Below are 22,029 nucleotides of genomic sequence, written 5' to 3'. Positions count from 1 at the left end.
TTAATATCTTTACCATAAATTGTTTCTAACCTATATAATTTATGGAAATTAGCATTCATGGCGACAAGGAGTTTGATGATATCCCTTCATTAAAATCAAAAGCACTTAAAATAAATTTAAACGAAAATATTTACGGCACATTTGCTGAAATTGGGGCAGGTCAAGAAACCGCAAGACATTTTTTCAGAGCCGGTGGGGCTTCTGGAACAATTGCTAAAGCAATGTCTGCCTATGACAAAGATTTTAGTGATGCTATTTATGGCATTGAAGATGATAGGCGCTATGTTACTGAGTCTAGATTACGAAAAATGCTAACTCACGAAATGGCGCTTATGGAAGAGCGTATTACAAGAGACAATAACCCAAATAAAATATTTTTCACCTATGCCAATACAGTTGCAACAATAGATTTTGCAAAACAATTTAAAGGCCATGGTTGGGTAGGTATAAAATACCAAGTTGAAGCTGGAGCAGATTACAACGAAATTATACTTCACATTAGATTTAAAGAAACTGATGCCCGTTTACAACAAGAAACTCTGGGTGTTTTAGGAACTAATTTAATTTATGGCGCCTTTTACAAATACAACGAACCAAAAAAATTACTACGCTACCTTTATGACCATTTAGATAATGATCAACTCGAAATTGATACTATAAATTTTTCTGGCCCTGTTTTCAAGAATATTGACAATAGATTAATGAGCTTACAGCTTGTTAAGTACGGGATGACAGACGCTGTAGTTTTTGGACCTGACGGAAATAATGTTTTACCAGCAAGAATTTTTTACAAGAAAAACATTTTAGCACTTCGCGGAAGTTTTAGACCCGTAACCAAGGTAAACATGGCTATGTATGAGAAATCATATGAAATGTTTATCAAAGAAAATAAAGTTGATGCAAATAAAACCGTTGTAGTTTTTGAAATCACACTCTCTAATTTGCGTGCTGAGGGAAAAATTGACGAGCAAGATTTTATAGATAGAGCAGATTTATTATGTGCTCTAGGACAATCTGTTATGATATCTAACTTTCAGGAATATTTTAAGGTGGTAGAGTACTTCTCTAACTACACGAAAGCCAGAATGGGACTTGCTATGGGTGTTAGTAATTTAGTAGATATTTTTGATGAAAAATATTATCGACATATTAGCGGTGGGATTCTAGAAGCCTTTGGGAAATTATTCTTTAAAGACCTTAAAGTCTATTTATATCCAATGTTTGATCCTAAAACAGGAGAACTTATTAATAGTGAAAATTTGAAAGTCTATCCGCGTATGAAAGAATTGTACAAATTCTTTAAATACAACGGTAAAGTAATTGATATAACTGATTACGATGAGAGCATTATGAATATTTTCTCAAGAGAAGCTCTACAAATGATTGAAAATGGCGAACACGGATGGGAAGATATGCTACCTGAAGGCACAGCCGATTTAATAAAAGACTTCAGGTTATTTGGCTACACCAGAAGACCTTTGAAACCATTAACTCTTAAACGCAGAACAATTAAAAGAAGAAATAAAATAAAAAAAGAGCCATTTGGCTCTTTTTTTTATACATCTAATATCTGAGCGGCATGCGCTTTAGTTTTTACCTTTAATATAACATCTTCAATAATCCCATTTTCATTAATAACAAAAGTAGTTCTATGGATACCATCATATTCTCTACCCATAAACTTTTTTGGCCCCCAAACCCCAAAAGCTTCAATTACAGCTTTATCTTCATCAGCTAAAAGCGGGTATTTAAATCCATATTTATTTTTAAAATTAGATTGCCTTTTAGCGCTATCAGCACTTACACCAAGAATTTCATAACCTTGAGCTTGAAAACGTTCAAAATTATCATTCAAATTACAGGCTTCTACTGTACAACCAGGAGTGCTTGCTTTTGGGTAAAAGAAAACTACTAATTTTCTTCCTTTATAATCACTTAATTGAATCGTATTCCCTTGCTCGTCAAGAGCTTTAAAATTCGGGGCTTTATCCCCAGCTTTTAATGTTATCATAATTAGTCTTTTATATTTTATTCTTTCATAACTTTGTTTAGCAAAAATACAACTGAATGACCAAACAAGAAAGTGTTGACTTCATTATTAAAACATTAGACGACTTATACCCTGAAATACCAATTCCGTTAGACCATGAAGACCCATATACACTACTAATTGCTGTTTTAATGTCTGCTCAAAGTACTGATGTTCGTGTAAACAAAATCACACCATTACTTTTCGCCAAAGCAAACAACCCATACGATATGATTAAACTTTCAGTTGAAGAAATTCGTGAAATCATAAAACCAGTTGGCTTATCTCCTATGAAAAGCAAAGGCATTCATGGTTTATCAAAAATTTTAATTGAAAAATATCATGGCGAAGTCCCTAAAACTTACGAAGCCTTGGAAGAATTACCAGCAGTAGGACACAAAACTGCAGCCGTAGTTTTATCACAAGCTTTTGGAATTCCCGCCTTTCCTGTAGACACACATATTCATAGGCTAATGTACCGTTGGAATTTAACCAATGGCAAAAACGTAGTACAAACTGAAAAAGATGCTAAGCGATTATTCCCAAAAGAATTATGGAACGATTTACATTTACAGATTATTTGGTACGGACGTGAATATTCCCCTGCCCGTGGTTGGGATTTAGAGAAAGATGTTATCACAAAGACTGTTGGGAGAAAATCGATTTTAAACGATTATTATAAAAACAAAAAATCCTGATTTAAAATCAGGATTTTTTTTAATATTAATTAAGAAGCAAATCATACTTTTCATGCTTTCCTTCTACAACCTTGTATGCTTTTGAGTAATTCAACAGAAACGCAATGGTTTCCTTTTTAGGCTTAAGGTTTTTTGTGTTTTTTAATGATTTCTCAGAGTAAATTTTTGCCATTTTATTAATTTAAGGGTTAATTCAAACTAATAACGCAACAAAATTTACTTTATTGTATTAGTTGGTCAACACAATATTATGCTTATCAATTATCTTTCTTAAGTTAATTAATGCATAGCGCATTCTTCCTAGAGCCGTATTGATGCTAACGCCTGTTCTTTCAGAGATTTCCTTAAAACTCATATCTTGATAAATACGCATCATCAATACTTCTTTTTGATCATCAGGAAGCTCTTCAACCAAACGTCTTACATCATTTTCAACCTGTTCCTTAATTATGCTTTTTTCTGCATTTAAAGCATTATCGCTTAACACAGAAAATATGCTAAACTCTCCTGCATTGTCAAACTTAGGCATTCTATTACTTTTTCTAAAAAAGTCAATTACCAAGTTATGCGCAATACGCATTACCCAAGGCAAAAATTTCCCTTCTTCGTTATAAGCACCACGTTTTAGAGTACGAATCACTTTAATAAATGTATCTTGAAAAATATCTTCTGCGATATCTTTATCATATACTTTAGAATAAATAAAACTGTAAATACGCTGTTTGTGCCTAACTATTAGGGTTTCTAATGCACTTTCTTGTCCTTTGATGTAGTTGCTAACCAATGTAGCATCGGTAATAAGTTCTCGTTGCATAATATTTTACTTTTAATGCTCGAAGTGAGACTTCGTAGCTTGGGGTTATTTAATTTCAAAAGTAATATTATACTATAGACAAGTGTTTTTGAGGTTATTACAGAATTCAAATATAACAACAATCGTTCCTAAAAAGCAAAAAATAATAACTTTTTTTAACAATTTATTGAACAATCCTTCATTTTTTATGCTCATTTACTTGTAGTATCTTTGCAAAATTATTTCCTTTTAAAGCCTATGAATACTGCAATTTCCGAAGTAAACCCAAAAGAAAACATTATTATAAAAGGTGCTAAATTGCACAACCTAAAAAATATTGATGTTGTAATACCCAGAAACAAACTAGTAGTTATTACAGGCTTATCAGGTTCGGGAAAATCTAGTTTAGCCTTTGACACACTATATGCAGAAGGTCAAAGACGCTATGTAGAAAGTCTTTCCAGTTATGCACGCCAATTTTTAGGACGCTTAAACAAACCAAAAGTAGATTATATAAAAGGCATTGCACCAGCCATTGCTATTGAGCAAAAGGTAAATTCCACTAATCCGCGTTCTACAGTTGGTACAACAACCGAAATTTATGATTATTTAAAATTATTATTTGCTAGAATTGGCAAAACCTACTCACCTATATCTGGAGATGAAGTAAAAAAAATACAGTTTCTGATGTTTTAGAATATATTTTTGAATTTCCAGAAGGAGAAAAACTCTTACTCCTTGCTCCTATTTATTTAGAAGAAGGCCGCACAATAGAAGATAAACTCAAAACCCTACAACAACAAGGTTATGCTAGAGTTAAAGTAAACGATTCTGTTTTAAGAATAGACGACATTACATCAACTTTAAAAAAAGATACCGTTCAATTAGTTGTTGATAGAGTTATCACAAAAAATGAAGAAGATTTTAAAAATAGGTTAGCAGATGCTATTCAAACTGCATTTTTTGAAGGTAAAGGAGAATGCATAATAGAAAGTTTAAAAGACAATAAACAACATCAATTTAGCAATAAGTTTGAGTTAGATGATATACTATTTCTAGAGCCGAGTCCACATTTATTCAGTTTCAACAACCCATATGGTGCTTGCCCAAAATGCGAAGGTTACGGCGATATTATAGGGATAGATGAAGATTTGGTCATTCCAAACACAGGCCTTTCAATATACGAAAGTGCTGTTTTTCCTTGGAGAGGAGAAAGCATGAGTTGGTATAAAGACCAATTGGTTAATAATTCTCATAAGTTCGATTTCCCAATTCACAAACCTTATTTTGAATTATCTGAAATCCAAAAACAACTTGTTTGGACTGGAAACCAATATTTTGAAGGATTAAATTCTTTTTTTGCAGAATTAGAATCTAAAGCCTATAAAATTCAAAACAGAGTAATGTTATCGCGTTACCGTGGAAAAACTAAATGTAAAACCTGTAATGGCAAACGTTTAAGGCCCGAAGCTAATTACGTTAAAATAAATGGCATTACGATTACAGATTTAGTTGAAATGCCAATTAAAAAGCTCATTCAGTTTTTTAATGAATTAGAACTTAATGACCATGACACACAAATAGCCAATCGCTTATTGAAAGAAATCAATAACAGATTATCGTTTTTAGCTAACGTTGGATTGGATTATTTGACTTTAAATCGAAAATCTAATACATTATCAGGAGGAGAAAGCCAACGTATTAATTTAGCAACCTCACTTGGAAGCAGTTTAGTAGGCTCGATGTATATTCTAGACGAACCTAGTATTGGCCTACATCCAAAAGACACAGAGCGTTTAATTTCAGTCTTAAAATCTTTGCGTGATTTAGGAAATACTGTGATTGTAGTTGAACATGATGAAGACATCATGAAAGCTGCCAACAGCATCATAGATATTGGCCCAGAAGCTGGGACTTTTGGAGGTAACGTAGTAGCATCAGGAACGTATCAGGATATTTTAAGGTCTGAATCCCTAACTGCAAAATATCTAAATGAAGATTTAAAAATTGAAGTTCCAAAAACAAGGCGTACTTCAAAATATTTTGTAAATATAAAAGGAGCAAGAGAAAACAATTTAAAAAATATAGATGTAAAATTCCCTTTAGGAGTTTTAACTGTTATTACAGGCGTTTCAGGAAGCGGAAAAAGCACATTGGTGAAAAAGATTTTATTTCCTGCGTTACAAAAAAAGTTAACAGATTTTGGCGATAAACCAGGTCAGTTTTCAGGTTTAGAAGGTGATTTTAGTAATATCAATCACATAGAATTTGTAGATCAAAACCCAATTGGTCGCTCCTCTCGCTCCAATCCAGTTACATACATAAAGGCTTATGATGATATTCGTGCTTTATACTCAAAACAAAAATTAAGCAAGATTAGAAACTATCAAGCAAAACACTTTTCTTTTAACGTAGATGGCGGACGTTGTGAAACCTGTAAAGGCGAAGGGGAAGTAACTATTGAAATGCAGTTTATGGCCGATGTGCATTTAGAATGTGAAACTTGTAAAGGCAAACGCTTTAAAAAAGAAGTGCTTGAGGTTACTTTTGCAGACAAAACCATCGATGATATTTTAAATCTTACTATAGATGATGCCATAACATTTTTTGAAGCTACAGAGCAAACCAAAATAAAAAACAAATTACAACCACTACAAGATGTAGGTTTAGGCTATGTGACTTTGGGACAAAGTTCTTCCACCCTATCTGGTGGCGAGGCGCAGCGCATTAAATTAGCAACATTTTTAGGTAAAGGAAACTCCAAAGAAAAAACCCTTTTTATTTTCGACGAACCTACTACTGGTCTACATTTCCATGATATTCAAAAATTATTAAAATCCTTTAATGCTTTAATAGCAAAAGGCCATTCTATAATTGTTGTAGAACACAATTTAGAATTGATAAAATGCGCTGATTACATTATTGATCTAGGACCAATCGGTGGAGAATATGGTGGCAATTTAGTTGCAACAGGTACTCCAGAAGACATCGTAAAAGTGAAAGCTTCAGAAACCGGAAAGTATTTAAAAGAGAAAATTTAGCACCTCACAAAAAAAACGGCAGCTTAAATAGCCACCGTTAATTTATTTATTTCAAACAGAGTATTTAGAATTTATACCCAACGCCTATTTGAAAACCACTTAGTTTTATTGAATTATTCCCAGGGTTTTCCAATAAATTAGTTAAGCCAAAACCGTACCTAGCGTTAACATTAAATTTCTCTGCAATATCATAAGCAGCACCAATGTCTAGACCTATGTTTAGAGATTTAATACCATCTCCGGCATCTAAAAGGTAACCGAAGTTAGGTCCTGCTAGAGCATTAATTTTATCAGCAACTTCATATTTTGCCAATATTGGTACTTGAATTTGATTAAAATCTTTAAGCATAATGAAATCAATCTCTGGCTGTATCTCAAGCTTATCCATCAATTCAATATCTGTAAAATAAATTCCAACAAAAAAACCAGTTTTTGATGTCCTATTAGATAAATTTAATGTGTTTGAAGTTGATGATTTACTCAAAGATGATTTTTGAGCTTCTGCCACTACATTTCCTCCACTACCGCTTGACGAGGAAGCAAAATGTTCAGATGCTGCAATTAGCCCAGCTCTTGTAGCACAAGAAGTAAATAATAAAACGACGATACTAAATGAAATTAAGGTGTTAAAATTTTTCATGATTAAAAGTTATTGATTAGCTCCTATAAACTTATGAAATAAAACGCTAAAAACCAAATAGTTACGAGTTATCTAAAACCAATCAATTTAATTAATAAAACAAAAACGCAAACATTCCCAGAATAAATGCTGTTAACGGTGCCACAAATAGTAAAAACAAGAAGGAGGTTAGGCTAGCCTTTATAAATGTTTTAAATCTACCTTGTTGATAAAATCGCTTCAAAGCCAAATACAAATACACAAATGTCGAAAAAGCAACTAACCAATCTATCCAATCTGGAATATCAACTATAAAGTTAATGCCAATAATTAAGCTAAATACTGTAAACAGAAACGAAAAATAATAAAAACTAAACACCAAATGATGTGCATACAGTCCACTTTTTCTATAGAATAGCTTTAATAAAAGTGCAAAAATCGGTAACAGAAAAAACATTGCAATAGGTATAGTATCATAAAACGTTTGGAGTATACTTCCACCTTTTCTAGATTTATAAAACTTTAATGCTTGCTTGTATATTTGCCTTTTAACTAACCCAGCATCGTCTTTCATTCCCATTTCTTTATAAAGCATTGATTCAGATGCATTTACATCAATTAAAGAATCTAAAGATTCGGTATCAAAATCAAAATTAGCGATGTCGTTTTTTCTAAAATCATCTGCATTAACTATAGAATCCATTTGCGCATCAGAAAACCTGTGGATATATTTATTATCCTCTAAAGTCTTGCGTAACTTTTCACGAGCAATAGAATCTTCTACTCTTTGGTTTAACAATTCTACAGCTTTAATCGAATCTCTTACATGCACATCTGATATCTTATCAACTACATTTTCCTTCTTTAAAGTCTGGGCTAATTTTTCATCTAAAGTCTGTACTTGATTTCGTTGAATAAATGAAAACAAAAAGAAAAATACAACAGCTATAAACAAATACATTTGCGCTGGGTGCAAATACAGCAACCGCTTCCCCTCAATAAATTTACCTGCTAAATATCCAGGTTTAAATAATAAAGGAATAAAACTCTTGAAAAACCGAGCATCAAAAGAAAAATAGTTGCTAATCGTGTTATAAAACAACACTTTCACGGTTAATTCATCCTTAGCTTGTTGACCGCAATGCGGACAGAATTTAAAACTATCTTTAAACTGCTTTTCGCAATTTTTACAAGTTTCTTTTTTCTTTTTCATTTAAAATGATTGGTTTTATAAAAATATAAAAAAGTATTTACTAATGTAGAATATTAGAACTCTGATATACAAATAATCACATCTTTGGCACGCATATTGAAAATTAGTAACCAACAGAGAAAGCCAAAAAGCTAAAGAGCAGGTATAATGTTAACGATATTTATGATGATGATTACTATTATTATAAATAAAATGGTAAAGTGAAGAAACACAAAAAGAATATAAGCTAAACTTTCGAAATTAAATTATTAAAAACTAAAACCTCAAAGCAATTACAACTTTGAGGTTTTTATTTTTAAGAATACAAAAAAGGGATAACGAGTGAGTTAACCCTTTTTAAATATAAGTTTTATATTTATTATTTAGCAAACTTTAATAAACCTCTATCTGTCGATAAAATATAAAGTCCTGTTTTTAAATTTGAAACACTAATTTCATTGGAAACTTCACCTTTCATAATTGTTCTACCCATTAAGTCGTAGATTTTATAATCGCTCCCGCTAATTGCTTTATCTTTAATTACAACAGCATCTATATTAGAACTATAAAAAGCTCCTAGCTTGCTTTTGTTCAAATCGCTTGTGCTTAATATGTTCTCGGTTACATCAATAACATAATTCATGTAAGCATGCTCCGAATCATTATAAGCCCCTCCATTAGCACCAACAATTTGCATAATCCAATTATAACCATTAACATAATCCGTTGTATTTTCTACAGGAGTAGTACCTTCTGGTATGGATACGTTTACAGTTGCAGCACCAGCTGTAAAATCTCCTGGCACTAAAGTCATTAGGGAAGTGGTGTTATCAGAACCCCAACCAAGAGGAGCATTTCCAAAACCAACTCTAGAAAAACGGATGTACAATTCAGGTCCAACAACTGGATTGTTTTGATCATAATCGGTAATTTGAATAGTAATATCTTTGTTCGCGTTACTAAATACGTGATTTCCTTCAGCCCCTCCAAAAGGATAATCTGCAAATCTATTCCCTGCAGAAGAAGACAGATAAGTAGTAGTACCTCCATCAATAGAAACAGAATAGTATGTTTCACCCGCCAATTGAGCATTCAAATTTGTTGTTAAAGTTAAAGATGCAAGGATCATTAACATAGACATAAAAGTAATTTTTTTCATAATAATAAATATTTAGTTAATTGTTTGTGATAAAATTAAAAATACGGCGCAAATATTATCAAAATCAAAACTGAACAATAACTAATCAAACACGTCTAAAGCTTAAAATGTACTTGATTATAACTTGACAAACCTAAGATTTTGTAATCTTTATCTTAACCGTAATCTCGATAGCCATAAAAAAATATCTAAAACATTAACAATCAACAAACTATATATGATTTAAAAAGGAAGAAATAATTCTGGCACGCTGTTTGTAATTACATAATCGTAACCCTTAAAATTTACAATTATGAAAAAAATAGCATTTTTATTAGCAAGTTTATTCCTAGTAGGATTTACTACTAATGCAGACACAAACAATTTAAAAATAAATTCAACAGCCACATTTTATGGAGGCTATAGTAATTCATTCATATTTGTAGAAAATGGTGTTGAGTTTTCTGTTTTTAGAGACGGACAATTTGATTTTAATATATTAAGAGGTAATTCAAGATTAAACGTAAATTTTAATTCTAGAAATACAAATATTAGTTTTAATTCTGGTTACAACTATAACGGATATGTACAATATGATGAGTTTGGAGCAATTATTCAAATAGAAAACATTCCTATATTTTATGATAATTTTGGGCGTATTATTCAAGCTGGAAACGTAAACATTTTTTACAACAATTTTGGTCGTATAAATCGTATTGGTGGATTGTATGTACATTATAACAGGTTTAATAGATATACGCACTTCACGGGCTTTATTAACACATTTAATAGAGGTTATATTTACAGACCTTGGCACCGTTTTTACAGCGTTCCTGCTTTTGATTACTGTGTAGTTTACAACAGACCTTACAGACAGTTTTATAACCCTGTGCGTTACACATACAGAAGACCGTTTTATAACAATACTAGACCAAGAACAGCAATAGCTAGTAGAAGAGGAAACACAATTTCTAGAAACAGAAATTATGCAACTGTAAATAGAAGTTCTAGAAATAGAACAACTGTCAACAATCTTGCGAAAAGCAGAAGAAATACTACTCATGATAGAACATTAAGAAAAAGTGATTCTAGAAGAGTTTCTAATAGTAACAATAGAGTTGCGACTAATAGAACAATGCAAAGGTCTAATTCTAGAGTTGAAAACAGAAGCACTAATACAAGAAGAGAAAGCTCTGCAAACACTAGAAGCACACAACCTAAAACACGTGTAAATACTGATAGTCAAAGAACAACAAGAAAACAGTCTAGTACTGCGGTTAGACAAGCTCCTAAAAGAAGCACGTCTACTCAAGTAACGAGAAACAGAAGCACAACAGTTGTAAAAAAACCAAAAGCAACTAACTCTCGTATATATAACAGGAATAGCACAAACAGGAGTTCTGGACAAACAGTTAATAGGTCTTCTAGAAGCACATCAAAACCTGCTTCACGTGTTACAACAAGAACAAGAAACACAAATTCTAGAGCTACTCAAAGTAGAAGTACCTCAAGAAACAACAATACAAGATCCACCTCTCGAAGAAGGATTTAAAATTTTGGTTGGTTAGTTAAGGAAGCCCTGCAATATGTTTGCCTCAAAGCAACATTGTGGGGTTTTCTGTTTTTATTCGTTACCCTGTCTTAAAAATTTGTCTATTAATCCATTAATATCTTCTGAAAATTTGAATTTGTAGACAATTAAACTAAAAACTCCAGTAATTATAACGGATTTTAAAAAGATGTTTAGAATAGGATGAAACTTAAAATCCCAGAAATAGCCTAATAATGCCATAACCCCCAACACTACTCCTACTTTTATAGTACTTATAGAAAAAGGAATTATCTTGAAAGCTTTGTAAACAAAAATTACTTTTGTTGTATTGTATAAAAATACAGCAATAAATGTCGCAAAAGCAGCACCGTTAATACCATATAAAGGAATGAATACTGTATTTAATAATACCATTAAAATCACTAACAATACTCCAAAAAGTAATACTATTCTATAATAATCACTATTAAACAAAATAGCATTATTACTTCCCAACAAGGCATCAAAAAGTTTAGAGAGACTAATTAATAGCACTACATATAAGCCTATTCTATATTCTTCTGCAATGAGATAATACAACTGATTGATATTCAATGTAATTAACAAAAACATTAACCCACCAACAATAAATAAATTCAAAGAACTTCGTCTATACAAATCCCCCAAACTTTTATAATCTTTCTCGTTTAAGTATTTAGCCGATAGTGGCAATAATAGTTGATGCATCGCTCTTTGAGGTACAGCAACAACTGCAGCTATAAAAATAGCCACATTATAATATGCAATATTTTTAATTGGTATATACTTGCCAATCATCACTTTATCTACATCTAAAAGCACAGTAGCAATGGAGCCCGCTATAATAATTAAAGTAGAATACTTTAAGATACTTTTAATTCCATTTATTTTCTTAAAAATAATTACTGGTAATTTTACACTAAAAGCATATACCATTATCACTAATCCTCTCAGAATATAAACCATTACAAGCCCAATCATAAACTGTTCTATACTCAAATAATTTAAGTAAAGCAGAAATAACAAAACCATTGTACCAACCCTATGAAACACTTCTTTCATGAAATTGCCAAAAACAGTTTTTAATTGTACTTTAACCCATGCATAAAACACCTCGAAATAAGCCAACGCAATTGCTATTACTATAGTATGCCATAAATAGTCTTTAATTATAGCGTTTTCAGAAGATAGATAATCCCCAATGATTTCATAACCAAAATACCCTACAATACTCAACGGAATAATCATTAATAAAGGTAGAAACAACATCAATGTTAAAAAACTATTGAGAGCAATTCTAGTTTTAAATGATCCATAAAATTTCACAAGTGTATTATGAACACCAAATGCCATTATCGGCATCATCACAAATGCTGCAGATAGCATAAAACCTACCATTCCGTAATAAGCATCACTCATAAAATTAGTATACAAAAACAAGGTATTTATTGCACCTATGGCAAACCCAAGATATGTGGAAATAATATTCTTAAATGATTGTGAAGCAACTATTCCCATTATACAAGTTGTGACAATAATTTCGTAAGGGACTTTCTGTGGTATTTTTGCAAGCCGATGGGGTGTGACTTCAAAGTTCCTTTCTTATAGTTCATATAGAGTTCTAAGATACTATTTTTTAAGGATTCTGAATCTTGATAGTTAAAATAGAAACCTGTATTGGTTTCTTTAATAATTCGTTCTACATCCGATGCTTTTGGACCTATAGCAAGTATTGGCCTGTGAGATACCATATATTCAAAAAGTTTTCCTGGTATAATACATTTAGTGTCAACGGAATCAATCTCTATCAATAACAATACTTGTGATTTTTTTGATATCTAACTGATTCTTTATGTGAAACATATCCTACCTCATTCATATAATCAATTAAACTATATTTGGCAATAGATTGATGTATGTTTTCGCTAACAAAACCTACTAAATTTAGTTGAAAATCTTGCTGAAAATCTTTGTTTTCTTCTATTAATTCTGAAAGAACTTTCCATAAAATTTCAGGATTTCGTTTTGATAATAATGAGCCTATATGTGACAATGTGAATTTTGAATCCATTTCAAAAGGTTCTGAAATTTCATCATCATAGCCATTAGTAATAACTTCAATAGGCTTCGTTGTTATATTCTGAAACTCTTTTTTCGTAACAAAACTAGTCACTATTATTTGATCAGCAGTTGATAAAACTTGTGTTTCTAACGATTTATGCTTTTTTTGAGAAGAAGTTGTTAATTTCAATTGTTTATGATAACCAATGGTTGTCCATGGATCTCTAAAATCAGCCAACCACTTCACTCCTAGCTTTTGTTTTAAGTTTAACCCAATTAAATGTAAACTGTGCGGAGGCCCTGTAGTAATAATAGTTTCAATATTATTCTCAGAAATATAATTTAAAAGAAATGTAGTTGAAGGCTTTACCCAACCTACTCTAGCATCGGGAATAAAAAAATTACCTCTTATATAAAGCATCACTTTTTCTAGTAATGATTGCTTTTTGTTTTCATTGATAATTCCTTTACTAATAGTATTTACTTTTCGTTTCGAAAAGAGTTGCGCTAGTTTATAAGGTTCGCTAATGGAAAACTTAATAACTTCAATATCTTTGGAAACTTCATCTACAAGGCTATTATCAACTATAGGGTAATTTGCGCTTTTGGGTACAAAAACAATAGGTTCTATATCAAAATCTGGTAAATATTTTACAAATTTTAGCCAACGCTGTACTCCTGGCCCACCTGCAGGTGGCCAATAATATGTGACTATGAGCACCTTTTTACGCACTCTTTTTTTGTTTAAACTTGTAAAATAATCCAACAATAACTAGAATCCCTAAAAAAACAGAGCCTGCAAGAGATATAACACTTCCGGTTTTAACAACATCTGGGTCGAACTTGAATTCGATGATATGTTTGCCTTTGGGAACAGCCATACCTCTTAAAATATAATTAACTCTTTTATGATATGTTTCTTTTCCGTCTATGAAAGTTTTCCAACCATTTCCATAATAAACTTCTGAAAAAATTGCATAGCCGTCATTAGAATTATTAGTCTGATATTTTAAATAATTAGGTTTTACTTCAACTAAATTTATTGACGCTAAAGAATCTAATTGATAATCCATCACAACTGGCTCAGGCATTCTTTTAAGGATGCCTTTTGGAGGAATATAAGTGTATACCGCCTTTCTTTTATTATCTAAACTATCTAACAACTTGATTTCTTCATTTGCAGAATCTACTCTTTGTAATTTTTCAACAAACCAAGCATTACCATTAGCTTCATCATTTACATAAGGAAATACATTCCCTTTTTCATCTTGAGCAATGATATACTTTGTGTTTAGCATATTCATCACATTAATATTATTTCGAGACACATACCAATCAAATACTTCTCGGTAACGTTTTAACTCTGCTGCATTATAACCATTTAATGAATTATGATAATAGGACGGTTTTGAAGGCCCTGACACTAAATCGAATACTCTAAAATGTGTCGTGTCTTTCAAAATTTGTTTATCGACTTCGTTTGCCGAAAAAGGTTTGTTCATTTTTATGGACGACACAAAATCATCTTCATTCACATAACGCCTGTTTACTCCAACTAAATCAAATAATATAAGCACTACAAAACCAACAACAACCCATTGCTCTTTAATCTTGTTTTTAAGATATCCAAAAATTAATCCCGCCGATATTAATACTAAAACAAGTGTTCTAATAGTATCTGTAGTAAAAATTGATTTTCTATCTTCTTGTATGGTACGACTAAATTCTTGGCCATAGTTCTGGATATATTGTCCGTCTCGCATTCCTACGAAATCAAATAAAGTTGATCCAAAAAGCAAAAACAACAATGCTAATCCTCCAGTAATTCCAGTAGCATATTTTAACGCTTTAAGTTTTTCTTCGTCTTTATTAAATTCATTAAACAATTTAACCAATCCAAAAATTGCTAAAATAGGAACGCATAATTCTAAAATAACCTGTATGGAACTTACTGCCCTAAACTTATTGTAAAGCGGTACATAATCAATAAAGAAATCGGTTAAAAAATTAAGGTTTTTTCCAAATGAAAGTAATAAAGATAACAGTACACCAACCACCAACCACCATTTTAAGCGACCTTTCACTAAAAACAAAGCGAATACAAACAAAAACAAGACAACGGCACCAATATGAGCTGGCGCTTCCACTATTGGTTGATCTCCCCAATAGGTTGGTGCGTTTTCAGCTTGTTCCATAGCTTGAGCCGGAGAAGCTCCTAGTTTTCTAAAAAACTCATACGTTTCAGAATCTTTTCCAACATTATCATAGCTTCCGCCTCCCATAAATCGTGGGATAAACAAATTAAATGTTTCAGTAATACCGTAACTAAACTGAGTAATATAGTCTTTATCTAAACCCGAAGTCACTTCCTTAGTAGTACCATCAGGGTTTATGGTTAATTCACTTTTACCACGAGTACTTTCTTTAACATACTCTTGTGTTGCCAATACGTTTGTAGCATTTAAACTGATTGCTAAAATAACTGCACCAATTAAAATACCAATAGATTTAAAATAATGTGGTAACATTTTCTTCTTATAGGCATCAATTAAATAAACAATTCCTAAAACTACCACTAAGAGCAGCAAATAATAGGTCATTTGAAAATGATTAGACACCAATTCCAACCCCATCGCAATAGCTGTCAATAAAAATCCCGCTATATAGCGCTTTTGAAATACCAGAAGAATACCAGCCAAAACCAAAGGCATGTAAGCAATAGCATGAGCTTTACTGTTATGCCCTACACCTAAAATTATTATTAAATATGTTGAAAACCCAAAAGCTAAAGCCCCAAGTGCAGCGAGTTTTAAAATCAACTTTCAACACTAAAAGCAACACATAAAAGCTCAATAAATAAAGGAATAGATAATCGGCAGGTCGTGGTAAAAACCGTAAGGCTAAATCTAGTTTTTTTATATAATTATGTGGGTATCTTGCACCTAATTGATATGTTGGCATACCACCAAAAGCACTATTTGTCCAATAGGTTTCCTTACCAGTTTCAGCTTTAAAATCCTTTTGTTGTTTAGACATGCCAATATACTGAACAATATCGCTCTGATATATTTGTTTACCCTGTAAAACTGGATTAAAATAAGCTAATGATACAAGTACAAAACCTGCTAAAATAAGTAAATGAGAAAGTGATTTCTTTAATAAAATCTGCATGAAAAAAGGTTAAATCGACAAGGGATGAAATTACTCAATTTCTTCGTAATCCACGTAATCGCCAACATCTTTATTTGATTGTCGTTGTTTAGGGACTTTATCTATTGAAATCTCTCCTTCTTTTTTTGGCGCTTCCTGACGCTGTTGATTAAATTGTTGCCCAAATTTTTGTTCTGCTTTTTTTGCAACATACTTCACTAAAAAAGGTGCAAACAAACGAGCCAATATCTTGACCCCAAAATAAATTAATAAAATGATAAGTACCATTTTTATTAATCCTACAAAAGATGCTTGTTGTAGCATAAAAAATAAATTTATACAAAAATACAATTCTAATCATTTAAAAAACGTTCAAAAAACATAAAAAAAAGATAAAATATCTATATTTGGTAGCATTGAAATGAATCAAAACATCTACTATCATAAAAATTTCACCCTAAATCATTCTTATGAAAGCCTTTAAATACATAATTATTACTTTACTGGTAGCAAGTAGTACTACTGTTTTTGCTCAATATACTGAAGTTATAAATTCTAACAGACCTGGACTATCTAGAAGTGCATTCTCTGTAGGTACTAATGTAGTTCAGTTTGAAGTTGGCCCTTATTTCTTAAAAGAGAAGAGAACGCCTTTACCACAATATGAAGTGTCAGGGTTGGGAGTAGATTTTGCAGCTAGATATGGTTTACTATGGGAGCAGCTAGAAATTAATATAGAAGGTAATTACCAAAATGATACTAAAACAAATTTTTCAGGTTTTACTACTGAAGACAAACGTTCTAACTTTAAATATGTGACTCTAGGAGCTAAATATTTAGTTTTCGATCCTTACAAAAATGCAGCAGATGAAAAACCAAACCTTTACAGCTGGAAAGCAAATCATAGTTTTAGATGGAAATCATTAATTCCAGCAGTTGCAGTTTATGTTGGTGCAAATTATGATACTAAAAACAATCCTTATACTGCTACGAGCATTGAAGGTTTTAGCCCAAAAGTGATGATTGCCACCCAAAACAATTTTAATGGAGGCTGGGTATTTGTAATGAATTTAATAAAAGATAGAATTGGAACCGACCAATCTGATTTCTCATACATACTAACACTTACCCACTCTTTTAGCCCACAATGGGTCATTTTCGGAGAAACCCAAGGCGTTAAAAGCGATTTTTATGCAGATAATTTACTACGATTTGGTGGTGCCTACCTATGGGATAAAAATTTCCAGTTAGATACTGCAATTACGTTTAACACAAAAGACACACCTTCAGTATTAAATATTACTTTAGGTGCTTCTTATAGATTAGATTTTCATAAAGACAAAGAAATTGATAATGGAAACTCTGCTAAAGAAGAAAGTAAACGTCAATCAAGAAACAAGAAAACTAAAAAAAGAAGAAGCGAAAAAAAGATGAGGATCTTATAAAGGAAAAAGAAAAGAAACAGAAACGAGAAGATGAGGATTTTAACAACTAATACTTTGCTGAAATAATTTATGATTTCAATAAAAGAAGTAACCAACAAAAAAGATTTAAAAACATTTGTAAAGTTTCCTTTTAAACTCTACAAGAATTCTAAATATTGGACGCCCCCAATTATTAATCAGGAACTTAAAACGTTTGATAAAAATGAAAACCCAGTTTTTAAAGATGCTGATGCCCGTCTATTTTTAGCTTACAAAAACAATGAGGTTGTTGGTCGAGTGGCAGCAATTATCAATTGGTTAGAAGTAAAAAGTCAAGATCAGAAAAAAATGCGTTTTGGCTGGTTTGATTATATTGACGATTTAGAGGTTTCTAAAGCATTATTACATAAAGTTGAAACCATTGGAAAAGAAAACAATTTAGCATTTACTGAAGGCCCAGTTGGTTTTTCAAACTTAGATAAAGTTGGCGTCATAGATGAAGGTTTTGAAGCCATTGCGCCTATGATTACTTGGTACAATCATCCCTACTATACAAAACACTACACCTCTGCTGGTTATCAAATTGAAAAAGCGTATTCTGAAAGTAGGTTTCCTTTTAAAAATGTAAAACCTGAATTCTTTTTTAAAGCACAAGAACTTATAAAACGTCGTTATAAATTAAAAGCATTAAAATTTACTAAGACTGAAGAAGTAATGCCCTATGTAGACCAAATGTTTGATTTATTTAATGAGAGTTACGCCTCTTTAGCAAGTTTTGTCGCCATAACCGATATTCAAAAGGAATACTTTAAGAAAAAATTCATAAGCTTTGTAAACCCAGAATACATAAAGTTCGTAGTTGATAATGACGACAAACTTATTGGTTTTGCTATTGTTATGCCCGCTTTTGCAAAGGCTTTACAAAAAATTAACGGAAAACTTTTCCCATTCGGCTTTGCTCAAATTTTAAAAGCTAAGAAAAACAGTAAAGACGTTATTTTCTATCTAATTGGTATTCATCCAGATTATCAAAACAAAGGTGTACATGCTGTTATTTTTAATGAATACTATAACACATTTACTGAAAAAGGCATACAAACATGTTACCGGACTCCTGAATTAGAAGATAATTATGCAATACACCAAATTTGGAAACATTTTGATCCAGAAGTTTATAGACGCCGAAAGACTTACAGGAAAGATTTATAGGTATTTTATATGATTTTTTTGTTGTTACTTTTTAAATTATAATTACTAAATAATCGTACTTTTTCTATTACTTCACATTAAAACCGTGAAGTAAATGTCTTAACCTCCCATTTGCTCTTTCCCTCATTTAGCGTAGCACAAAGTATTTTATTACCATCGGTTCTCACATTTACCAAACCATAAACAATACCGTCAACCACTTTTAGTCGGCTCATAGCTTTTATTTTATCTTTTGGATTTAAAGCACCAGAAGTTGTGTGCTTGTAGCGTATTTTTAGTTTTGATTTCATCGGTAAGTACTACATCAATATCTCCATTTGGTGTATCATACCCCTTTCTGTTCACTTCATACGGATCTCCCATTCGTAAACTTCTAGAAATTTCGGTGCTGTATATTAATGGTGTTACCATTTCATCATTTTCAATCTTTTTAAACCCTGTGGCACCAGAAGCTGCTACAATATTTGGTCGAGGATGTGCATGGGTTTCATCATCACCTGAAGAAATTACTGTTGCTGCAGCATTTACATATTGCAAAAATTCATAAGAACAATCGTCACTTCCATGATGGCAAGATTTTGCAACATCAGCTGCCAACTCAATTAAATCTCCTTGTAAAGAAGCTATAATATGTTGCATGCTTTTCTTATTTAAATCACCTGTCAATAATATTCTAGCTCTTCCATAATCTAATCGTAATAATATAGAGTTACCATTGGTATTAGTACTGTACCCTCCTAAATCTTTTAAGGTCGGCTTCCCTTTTACAGTAGTTTCAATTGGCCCTAAAATCTTAATAGTAGTTTCTTTATCTTCTTCAAAGCCTTGTAAATATTTAAATCCTTTAACTGGATTATGGGCCAATCGCTTTATGGATGCATCACTTGCAATTACCGTTTTTAAAAAATCGGCCCACTCCCCTTGTATGCGTAAATCTGAATTTTTATTGAGACCTTTTTTAATTGATGTTTTCCCTGTTAATAAATTATGAAGCACTCCATCAGTTTCGTTCCCTAAAAAACGTCTTTTTTCATCCGTTTTATACCAAGATACTCCTGCGTGATAAAAAGTATCTACTTTAGTTGTTTTAGCATCCAGTTCCTTTTTGTCCTCAGGGTCATCACTTAATAAATCCCATAAACCACCGTAATGATCTGCATCACAATGGGAACAAATCATGGCATCTAACTCTATATTTTTCTTTTTATATTCCTTGAAAAACTTCCAATCCACAAAGTCTGCAGCACTTTTTCCATGTGGCTGTTTGGAACGTTTGTAACCACCATCTATTAAAATATGTTTTCGCTCTGGAGTTACAATTAGAACACCATCGCCCTGACCAACATCTATAAAGTAAAGTTCTAATAAAGGTGTATCTCCTAAATCTTCAGCTTTTACATATACATTTTTTGCCCAACGAATGTTGACTTTGTATCGCCCATTTGTTTTGGTGTTAGAAACTAATACTGCTCCATCTCCCCAAAGCGCTTCTAAAAGTACTTTATTTCCATCGCTAGATGTGTATACTTTTGCGGTGTCTTTTTTTATGTATTTAGTTGTTGCCATGATAAACTATTTAAAGTAGATATATCTATATTTTACCTTTTGAAAAATGATAATATTATATAAATCTTTAAATTAATACTTTTTATTGAACTATTATATAAGTACTTCTACGTATATATAAACTGATTAATAATTTAAGATTTTAACAAAAAAGGTAATTAAGTATCAATAAAGGAATTTTCAAGCTATCATAAAATAATTTATTTAAATTAATTTTAAAAATCATTTTTTTATCAATACACAATAGCTTACCATGAAAAATTTCTTATCCATATTTATTCTGACTCTCTTAATGAATTGTTCTTCTTCTGATTCAGCTGTTAATGAAAAAAAGAAGAAAAAGAAGAAGAAACTCCCAACACAATAATATCAGCTGGTAATGTTTCAGATTTAGCCTTATATCCTTCTAATCCATATTTTGAAGATGGTGCTGGTTACCAAGGTGCTGATTTTGTAAATTTATCAAATGATAGAAATCTAATATTTACTCATGTTAATGGGAAAAATGACTCTGAAGCGTTAAATGAAATGATTAATGCTTTAAATAATTTAGGTGGCGGTAAAATTCTAATTCAAAAAGGTGATTATAAGTTTAAAGAAGTATATATAAAATCTAACATCCATATTTCTATTGCAGAAGGAACAACGATAAGAATGGACAATACTAGAGGTGGAAAAAACTTCTTATTTAATTTAGGAATGAGAGAAAATTTGCCACTAGTAGAAAATGTTAGAATTATAGGATTGGGTTCAGTAGAAAATAGACCAAAATTAATTTTAGAAAAGTTTAATAACACATTTTATCGTGCTGTTGCCATAGGTTATATAAAAAATGTGCTTGTAGAAAATATTACAATTATCGATGAGTTAACTAAAGGTAGCGCTATTGCTTTAAATCCTGTGAAAGTTGATGATACAACAGCAAATATTTCTGAAAATATTACAATTACTAATGTTGAAATGCGAGGAGCTTCTATTGGTTATGGCCTAGCACAAACTAATGTTGGAAAAAATGTATTATTAAAAAACTTGTCATGCCAAGGCGGAATGACATGTAGAATAGAAGCACATACAGGCAGGCAATACGATTTAGGAGTAGATAATATTGTGATAAAAAATGTAGCCAGTATTAAAGGAAAAGCTGCTGTTTTACTTCAACCACACTCTGTATTAAACGGCCGTGTTTTGGTTGATATTGCTAAATCTGAAGGTAGTTCATGGACCTTGTTTTTAAAAGAAGGTTTTGTAGGTCCAGATTCAGCTAGGCGAAGTAAAGGTAATTTTGCAGCGAACTCTAAATTTAGTAATCTAAGCTTAAATGCTACAGATGATACCGCAACACTATCTTATAAAAATTATAGTAGATTTATACCCGAGGCTTTGAAACCGCTTTATAAAACTCCAAATTTTACTTATATTCCTGAGGATACAAACCATGGTTTTGATAATGGAGAGCTAAAAGAGAAGCTCCAATTGTAGGGCCTTCTGTGGCTACAATATTTATTGATGCAAGTTATACTTTAAATATTCCAGAAGAAA

General features: G+C 31.6%; 18 protein-coding genes and 2 pseudogenes. 7 read left to right on the top strand and 13 right to left on the bottom strand.

Going from position 1 to position 22,029, the window contains the following annotated elements; translation table 11 throughout:
- Positions 1-41: 41 nt before the first annotated feature.
- Positions 42-1,574, top strand: a complete 1,533-nt coding sequence (locus tag AC0L5U_RS03270) for a TonB-dependent receptor (RefSeq protein ID WP_473414639.1) — start codon at positions 42-44, stop codon at positions 1,572-1,574.
- Here AC0L5U_RS03270 and bcp read toward each other — a convergent pair.
- Positions 1,556-2,011 carry a thioredoxin-dependent thiol peroxidase gene (gene bcp / locus AC0L5U_RS03265; RefSeq protein ID WP_473414638.1) on the bottom strand — a complete coding sequence of 152 codons (456 nt, stop codon included), beginning with the start codon at positions 2,009-2,011 and terminating at the stop codon, positions 1,556-1,558. The genes AC0L5U_RS03270 and bcp overlap by 19 nt on opposite strands.
- A gap of 56 nt (positions 2,012-2,067) precedes the next feature.
- Between bcp and AC0L5U_RS03260 the strand changes: the two genes are divergently transcribed.
- A complete protein-coding gene (locus AC0L5U_RS03260) occupies positions 2,068-2,727 on the top strand; it encodes an endonuclease III domain-containing protein (protein ID WP_473414637.1) in 660 nt (219 codons plus the stop codon).
- 25 nt (positions 2,728-2,752) lie between these two features.
- On the opposite strand, the gene AC0L5U_RS03255 is transcribed toward AC0L5U_RS03260, so the two are convergent.
- Both AC0L5U_RS03255 and AC0L5U_RS03250 read right to left on the bottom strand, forming a co-directional pair.
- Complete coding sequence (locus tag AC0L5U_RS03255) at positions 2,753-2,899, bottom strand: hypothetical protein (protein ID WP_473414636.1); 147 nt, start codon at positions 2,897-2,899, stop codon at positions 2,753-2,755.
- Between the two features lie 57 nt (positions 2,900-2,956).
- Positions 2,957-3,541 (bottom strand): RNA polymerase sigma factor, encoded by a 585-nt coding sequence (locus AC0L5U_RS03250; RefSeq protein WP_473414635.1) that lies wholly within the window; start codon positions 3,539-3,541, stop codon positions 2,957-2,959.
- Between the two features lie 237 nt (positions 3,542-3,778).
- Here AC0L5U_RS03250 and uvrA point away from each other — a divergent pair.
- Positions 3,779-6,561: pseudogene (gene uvrA, locus AC0L5U_RS03245) on the top strand (excinuclease ABC subunit UvrA).
- A gap of 64 nt (positions 6,562-6,625) precedes the next feature.
- On the opposite strand, the gene AC0L5U_RS03240 reads toward uvrA, so the two are convergent.
- From AC0L5U_RS03240 to AC0L5U_RS03230, 3 genes are all read right to left on the bottom strand, one after another.
- Positions 6,626-7,201: an outer membrane beta-barrel protein gene (locus AC0L5U_RS03240; RefSeq protein ID WP_473414634.1), complete on the bottom strand. Its 576-nt coding sequence runs from the start codon at positions 7,199-7,201 to the stop codon at positions 6,626-6,628.
- A 91-nt stretch (positions 7,202-7,292) separates the two neighbouring features.
- Complete coding sequence (locus AC0L5U_RS03235) at positions 7,293-8,393, bottom strand: DUF3667 domain-containing protein (protein WP_473414633.1); 1,101 nt, start codon at positions 8,391-8,393, stop codon at positions 7,293-7,295.
- Between the two features lie 358 nt (positions 8,394-8,751).
- Positions 8,752-9,531: a hypothetical protein gene (locus AC0L5U_RS03230; RefSeq protein ID WP_473414632.1), complete on the bottom strand. Its 780-nt coding sequence runs from the start codon at positions 9,529-9,531 to the stop codon at positions 8,752-8,754.
- Between the two features lie 292 nt (positions 9,532-9,823).
- Between AC0L5U_RS03230 and AC0L5U_RS03225 the strand changes: the two genes are divergently transcribed.
- Positions 9,824-11,062, top strand: coding sequence for a hypothetical protein (locus tag AC0L5U_RS03225; RefSeq protein WP_473414631.1), 1,239 nt, complete (start codon positions 9,824-9,826; stop codon positions 11,060-11,062).
- Positions 11,063-11,134: 72 nt separating this feature from the next.
- On the opposite strand, the gene AC0L5U_RS03220 is transcribed toward AC0L5U_RS03225, so the two are convergent.
- The 5 genes and pseudogenes from AC0L5U_RS03220 to AC0L5U_RS03200 form a co-directional block, all read right to left on the bottom strand.
- Positions 11,135-12,598 (bottom strand): lipopolysaccharide biosynthesis protein, encoded by a 1,464-nt coding sequence (locus AC0L5U_RS03220; protein ID WP_473414630.1) that lies wholly within the window; start codon positions 12,596-12,598, stop codon positions 11,135-11,137.
- Positions 12,598-13,874, bottom strand: a pseudogene (locus AC0L5U_RS03215) (glycosyltransferase family 4 protein). The gene AC0L5U_RS03220 and the pseudogene AC0L5U_RS03215 overlap by 1 nt, the downstream one beginning before the upstream one ends.
- A complete protein-coding gene (locus tag AC0L5U_RS03210; protein WP_473414629.1) occupies positions 13,867-15,960 on the bottom strand; it encodes a YfhO family protein in 2,094 nt (697 codons plus the stop codon). Before AC0L5U_RS03210 ends, AC0L5U_RS03215 begins: the two are co-directional and overlap by 8 nt.
- Complete coding sequence (locus AC0L5U_RS03205; protein ID WP_473414628.1) at positions 15,878-16,312, bottom strand: hypothetical protein; 435 nt, start codon at positions 16,310-16,312, stop codon at positions 15,878-15,880. Before AC0L5U_RS03205 ends, AC0L5U_RS03210 begins: the two co-directional genes overlap by 83 nt.
- 30 nt (positions 16,313-16,342) lie before the next feature.
- Positions 16,343-16,615 (bottom strand): DUF4834 family protein, encoded by a 273-nt coding sequence (locus tag AC0L5U_RS03200; protein WP_473414627.1) that lies wholly within the window; start codon positions 16,613-16,615, stop codon positions 16,343-16,345.
- A 146-nt stretch (positions 16,616-16,761) separates the two neighbouring features.
- Here AC0L5U_RS03200 and AC0L5U_RS03195 point away from each other — a divergent pair, with 146 nt between their 5' ends.
- Together AC0L5U_RS03195 and AC0L5U_RS03190 are read left to right on the top strand one after the other, a co-directional pair.
- Positions 16,762-17,736, top strand: a complete 975-nt coding sequence (locus tag AC0L5U_RS03195; protein WP_473414626.1) for a transporter — start codon at positions 16,762-16,764, stop codon at positions 17,734-17,736.
- A gap of 69 nt (positions 17,737-17,805) precedes the next feature.
- A complete protein-coding gene (locus AC0L5U_RS03190) occupies positions 17,806-18,924 on the top strand; it encodes a GTP cyclohydrolase (RefSeq protein ID WP_473414625.1) in 1,119 nt (372 codons plus the stop codon).
- Positions 18,925-19,001: 77 nt separating this feature from the next.
- On the opposite strand, the gene AC0L5U_RS03185 is transcribed toward AC0L5U_RS03190, so the two are convergent.
- Both AC0L5U_RS03185 and AC0L5U_RS03180 read right to left on the bottom strand, forming a co-directional pair.
- Positions 19,002-19,139, bottom strand: coding sequence for a hypothetical protein (locus tag AC0L5U_RS03185; RefSeq protein ID WP_473414624.1), 138 nt, complete (start codon positions 19,137-19,139; stop codon positions 19,002-19,004).
- A 10-nt stretch (positions 19,140-19,149) separates the two neighbouring features.
- Positions 19,150-20,490 (bottom strand): ComEC/Rec2 family competence protein, encoded by a 1,341-nt coding sequence (locus AC0L5U_RS03180; RefSeq protein ID WP_473414623.1) that lies wholly within the window; start codon positions 20,488-20,490, stop codon positions 19,150-19,152.
- A 528-nt stretch (positions 20,491-21,018) separates the two neighbouring features.
- Between AC0L5U_RS03180 and AC0L5U_RS03175 the strand changes: the two genes are divergently transcribed.
- The gene (locus AC0L5U_RS03175) at positions 21,019-21,969 is read left to right on the top strand and encodes a glycoside hydrolase family protein (protein ID WP_473414622.1); all 951 of its coding nucleotides are present in this window, start codon (positions 21,019-21,021) and stop codon (positions 21,967-21,969) included.
- Positions 21,970-22,029: the final 60 nt, after the last annotated feature.

Source organism: Jejuia sp. G7-7 (assembly GCF_055808955.1).
This window is presented reverse-complemented; position numbering and strand designations above follow the sequence as displayed.